This is a genomic window from Confluentibacter sediminis, from assembly GCF_003258355.1.
In the GTDB taxonomy this organism is placed as follows: Bacteria; Bacteroidota; Bacteroidia; order Flavobacteriales; family Flavobacteriaceae; genus Confluentibacter; species Confluentibacter sediminis.
The window spans coordinates 1-211 of record NZ_QKPO01000053.1 but is presented as its reverse complement, the minus strand read 5'-3'; the positions used below and the strand labels follow the sequence as shown (position 1 = coordinate 211).

1 rRNA gene is annotated in these 211 nt (G+C 58.8%); it reads right to left on the bottom strand.

Features of this window, described 5'->3' with window-relative positions:
* Nucleotides 1–211 (bottom strand): 23S ribosomal RNA (locus DKT72_RS18940); the annotation flags it as partial.

Genomic DNA, 211 nt, shown 5'->3' with positions numbered 1-211 from the left:
AATATCCTTTCCTGCAGGTACTGAGATGTTTCACTTCCCTGCGTACCCCCCGGCCGAAGCCGGTACCGACCCATGACGGTCGGTGGGTTCCCCCATTCGGAAATCCTCGGATCAAAGCCCTGTTGGCGGCTCCCCGAGGCATATCGCAGCCTCAAACGTCCTTCATCGGTCCTGTCTGCCAAGGCATCCACCATACGCCCTTGCAAGCAAC